The sequence below is a fragment of the Bradyrhizobium sp. P2_E8 genome, from assembly GCF_056403875.1.
The window spans coordinates 1-3,935 of the sequence record NZ_JBFUES010000737.1; the positions used below are offsets into that span (position 1 = coordinate 1).

Sequence of the window (3,935 nt, forward strand, 5' to 3'; positions counted from 1 at the left end):
AGGATCGACTGAACGAATTGAGCGTTCAAGCATTGGCTGCCCAAAAGGCACTGGAGAATTATCGTAAGGATGGGAACGAGCTTGCGGATTCCGCTGCTACCATCGAAAAACTGGTGGCCGCGGCGGAATCAACCAAAAACACCTATGACAGTTTTCGCCACGTGGTGCGTAAGACAGAAGCGACGCAACAACAGACATCGCCGGTGTTTGAGGCCAGTCTCGTCGCCGGGGCGTTTCCTCCCTTAAAGGCCAGTTGGCCAAAAGCCAGAATCGTGCTCGGAATATCGGCCCTTGGAGGGCTGCTTCTTGGCGTCGCCATCGGAGTGCTGCGTGATCTGTTGGATCGGGGCATCTATGCCAGCGGGCAGGACCCTCGTCTAAGCGCACAAGATGGCGGGATCATCGAGCGACCCGTTCCGGACGCAGTTCGACCAGATCTTCAATCTGAAGCATCGGCAAAGGCAAGAGCCGTGCGCTTCACGGGATCCGGCTGAAGACTGCCATTTTCACCGACCATCGACATCCGCGCGGCCGATCGGTTCTCACGAAGGCGTTAGGTTTACGACGGACACCGGTCAGTGGTCCGTTAGCAAGCCGATTTTGATCGTGCTTCGCGGGACGGGCAACGGCCATAGACGATCGGGATTAGGCGCAATAGCGCGCCAAAGAGCGGCGGCGTTCGGCTACCGCCGGCTGTTCGTCCTGCAGCGGGACGTCATCGCGAGGAAGGGCTCACCGTCCGCAAGCCGCGGGCCCGCCGCAAGGCCGTGAGGACCCGGGCTCCGAATCCTGGTCGAGGCGAGCCCAATGCTGCTCGCCGGACTTCGTTCAAGACCATTGGCCAGGCCCCGCAAGCTCCTCCAAGGTCTGGGCAGAGTCCCTCACCTCCGGAGGGATAAATCGTTCCCCCAAGGGTTACGAGARGTCGGCCTGCCGAAGACGATCCGGGTCTACTACACGAGTGGGTTCGTGTGCGGCGTCAGGTTTTTCAGACCTTCCCAAAGGCGCTTCTTCACTCGCGCCGCGAACGAGAGATATCACGGAGTGATGGACCTTCGTGAGCACGAACCCGAGCAGCATGGTCGTCGTAAAAGCCGAAGACTTGGCCACGAGCCGCAGGAAAACGGACGTGTCCAGCTCCGAGGAGACGACCTGGGCGACGAGCACACCGGCTGCGACCACCAAGGCGATTTTCCCGGTCTGCTCCATCGGTATCAATTTGGCGATACTGGTTTCGAGCGTCTTGGCGACCTTGATCAACCCCCACCACTCCCAAAGAACGAGACCGGCGACGGTTCCTGCCACCGCACCGGCGAGGCCGAATAACTGGAGGCCAAGGATGCTCAGAACAATTGACAGCAAAAGCGATGTCGCGCCGATCGTCGCGGCCAGGCGGCCGAGTCCAAACGCCGAAAGGAGCCAGCCGCTCCCGAAAACAGTCGCGATCTGTCCCACGGAATAGATCCGCATGAGTGGCGCTGCCCCGAGATACTCGCGAGTATAGATCAGTTCCACAAGCTCGTCCGCGGTCGCTATCATCCACCCGAACGCTGGCAGCAGCATGCATGCCAGCAGCAGATACGCTTTCGATATCAGCTTGCGGGCGCCTTCAAAGTTGCCCTCGCCCACCATGGAACTGATATTGGGCAGAAGCGCATTACCCAGAGGCTGGCGCGTCAACGACCCGAGGAGATTGACCATTGATGCGATCGAGATGAGCGCAAAGGCCGAGCTCGGAAAGTTCGCTGCCACGACCCATTGACCGGCCTGCGCGCGCAAAGCGAGAAAGCCGTTGGCTATCGCAAAGGGCAGCGAATACATCAATTGCATGCGGGCCAGCTGGCCGTCGAATCCGAGCCCTCGTTCCCGCGCGACAAGCAGGGCATAGAACACGGCGATCCCGACCTTCAGCATGGCCAGGCCGCACATCACCACCAGAAGCCACCCGACATCGCCAGATACGACTGCCGCACCTGCCAATGCCGCTGTCCTGACTATCGCAAGCGCGATCGTCGCGCAGGCCCCCCACTCCGCCTTTTCGTCCGCCGTCGGCAGGGCATCAAGAATCGACGCCAATATCCAGGTGCCGACGAATATCTGAACGAGGGGCGAGTAACGCTCGAGGGCTGCGATCGAACCCGGCGAGACCGGCATCAGTCCTAAAGACAACAGAGCCGCGAGAGCCCCAAGAGCGAAGAGACTAGCGAACGTGTTGCCTACCAGCTTTGGGCGGGTTCCGGGAGCAGCGCGCGGCAGGAAATAGAACAGAGACTGCGGCAGGAACAGGGGAAAGAGGATCAGGCCTGTTTCGGCGACCAGCCACACCAGACGGTAGTCCCCGAACTCCTGCGTGGTCAGGTGGCGGACCAGAATGACAGGCACGCAAAACTGCAGAGCATACTCGAGCAGCCCTGCGGCCGCGAGAAATCCTGCCCTGCGGCGAATTCGCGATCTCATGCCGCGCCGAGTCTTGTGTGTGCGGCCCCCTCCAGCAGGATTTCGTACGTCCTGCGTAGCGGAGCAAAGCAATGGTGCTCACGGACACGCTGACGATCGCATCTTCCGATGTCGAGGCTGTTACTGCGGGATTCCCACATGGTTCGCTGGGCCTCGCTGACGCAATTGATCCGGTCGCTGCGATGAAGACAATTAGTGCAAGTGGCGACGAAGCAATAGAGCAAAATGTAGGTGGGTTCGCCGGGCAGATCCTGCTGCGCGCTTCTGGTGATCGAGAATAGGTAATCCGAAAGGGTCGAGCCGYCGAYCGGTYCRMAATACTAGACTGCGAGSGCGTGAGTTTGGATGCCATGCGTYGACGKCCTCTCATCAGGRMGCTCTTYTCAAGCATGTGCGGAMTTTCCGGTACTTKGGAGCGTAATGATTGCRGCYTGCARGATCTSAAAMGGCGGGCGTCTGCAATGTTGGCTTGCTCAACCAAGCAACGTTGTCGTCCGGCCCGCGATAGCTCAGGGTTTGCGTCAGGAGGACTGGGTAGTGAGTAGCATGGTTCAAGAAGAGGGACAGAGGTTCGAGTTTGGGAACAACTGGCACCACTTCATTCAAAAGAATTTTGGACCCGAGAGGGTGCGGATTTCCAAGAAGCACCTGCTCGATTTTATCGAACGGGACGATCTGAAGGGGCTAACGTTCCTCGATATTGGATGCGGAAGCGGACTTCACTCCGTTGCCGCCCTGGAAGCAGGCGCAGTATCGGTTCGTGGCTTTGACTATGACGCGAATTCAGTCGATGCGAGCCGATGCGTGCAGGCTCAGGTAGGCAATCCCTCCAATTGGACCGTCGAGCAAGGCTCCGTTCTTGACGATAGATTTGTGAATAGCTTGGGGGCATACGACCTGGTCTATTCATGGGGGGTTCTGCATCACACCGGAGACGTCTGGCATGCAATTCGCAATGCCGCAGCGTGCGTTAGGCCCGGTGGGATGTTTTATATCGCTCTCTATTCAGCGGATGCCCAAGTCAACCCACCACCGGAATTCTGGCTCGACGTTAAGCAAAAGTATGTTGCGGCGGGATGGCTGAAGAGACGCTACATGGATCTTTGGTACGTCTGGCGCTTTCAGATGCGCCATAATCCGCTGCGGCTACCTCTGTTTCTGTGGAGGATGCACGAATACAAGAAGAACCGCGGCATGAATATGTTTACGGATATTCGTGATTGGCTTGGCGGTTGGCCGATGGAATTTGTCTATGACAAAGATGCCGTCTCCTTTTGCAAGGACCTTGGTTTCAGCTTGCAGAGGATGGTGACCGGTGAGGCGAACACCGAGTTTTTGTTCATAAGGTCGGCCTCGCCTAAGTGAGGGCAAAGCTCTCCACGCCGATTGACGTTCCGGCTTGGCGCAAACCCTATTTCGCGAGCTGCTGGTCCGGGCTTCTGGTGATCGAGAATAGGTAATCCGAAAGGGTCGAGCCG

General features: G+C 58.4%; 3 protein-coding genes and 2 pseudogenes. 4 read left to right on the top strand and 1 reads right to left on the bottom strand.

What is annotated here, in order from left to right:
- Together AC1D00_RS30710 and AC1D00_RS30715 are read left to right on the top strand one after the other, a co-directional pair.
- A pseudogene (locus AC1D00_RS30710) lies at nt 1–494 on the top strand (hypothetical protein); the annotation flags it as partial.
- 184 nt (nt 495–678) lie between these two features.
- Nucleotides 679–812 (top strand): annotated as a pseudogene (locus AC1D00_RS30715) (IS3 family transposase); the annotation flags it as partial.
- A gap of 103 nt (nt 813–915) precedes the next feature.
- Here AC1D00_RS30715 and AC1D00_RS30720 read toward each other — a convergent pair.
- Nucleotides 916–2,382 carry a lipopolysaccharide biosynthesis protein gene (locus AC1D00_RS30720; protein WP_477013246.1) on the bottom strand — a complete coding sequence of 489 codons (1,467 nt, stop codon included), beginning with the start codon at nt 2,380–2,382 and terminating at the stop codon, nt 916–918.
- A gap of 146 nt (nt 2,383–2,528) precedes the next feature.
- Here AC1D00_RS30720 and AC1D00_RS30725 point away from each other — a divergent pair, with 146 nt between their 5' ends.
- Entirely contained in the window at nt 2,529–2,738 is a 210-nt protein-coding gene (locus tag AC1D00_RS30725) for a hypothetical protein (protein WP_477013247.1), read from the top strand.
- Between the two features lie 265 nt (nt 2,739–3,003).
- Nucleotides 3,004–3,822, top strand: coding sequence for a class I SAM-dependent methyltransferase (locus AC1D00_RS30730; RefSeq protein WP_477013248.1), 819 nt, complete (start codon nt 3,004–3,006; stop codon nt 3,820–3,822).
- Nucleotides 3,823–3,935: the final 113 nt, after the last annotated feature.

Excerpts from the sequence above, each read along its gene's own strand:
- AC1D00_RS30725 (WP_477013247.1), top strand. The coding sequence starts at position 2,529 with ATGGTGCTCACGGACACGCTGACGATCGCATCTTCCGATGTCGAGGCT.
- AC1D00_RS30730 (WP_477013248.1), top strand. The coding sequence starts at position 3,004 with ATGGTTCAAGAAGAGGGACAGAGGTTCGAGTTTGGGAACAACTGGCAC.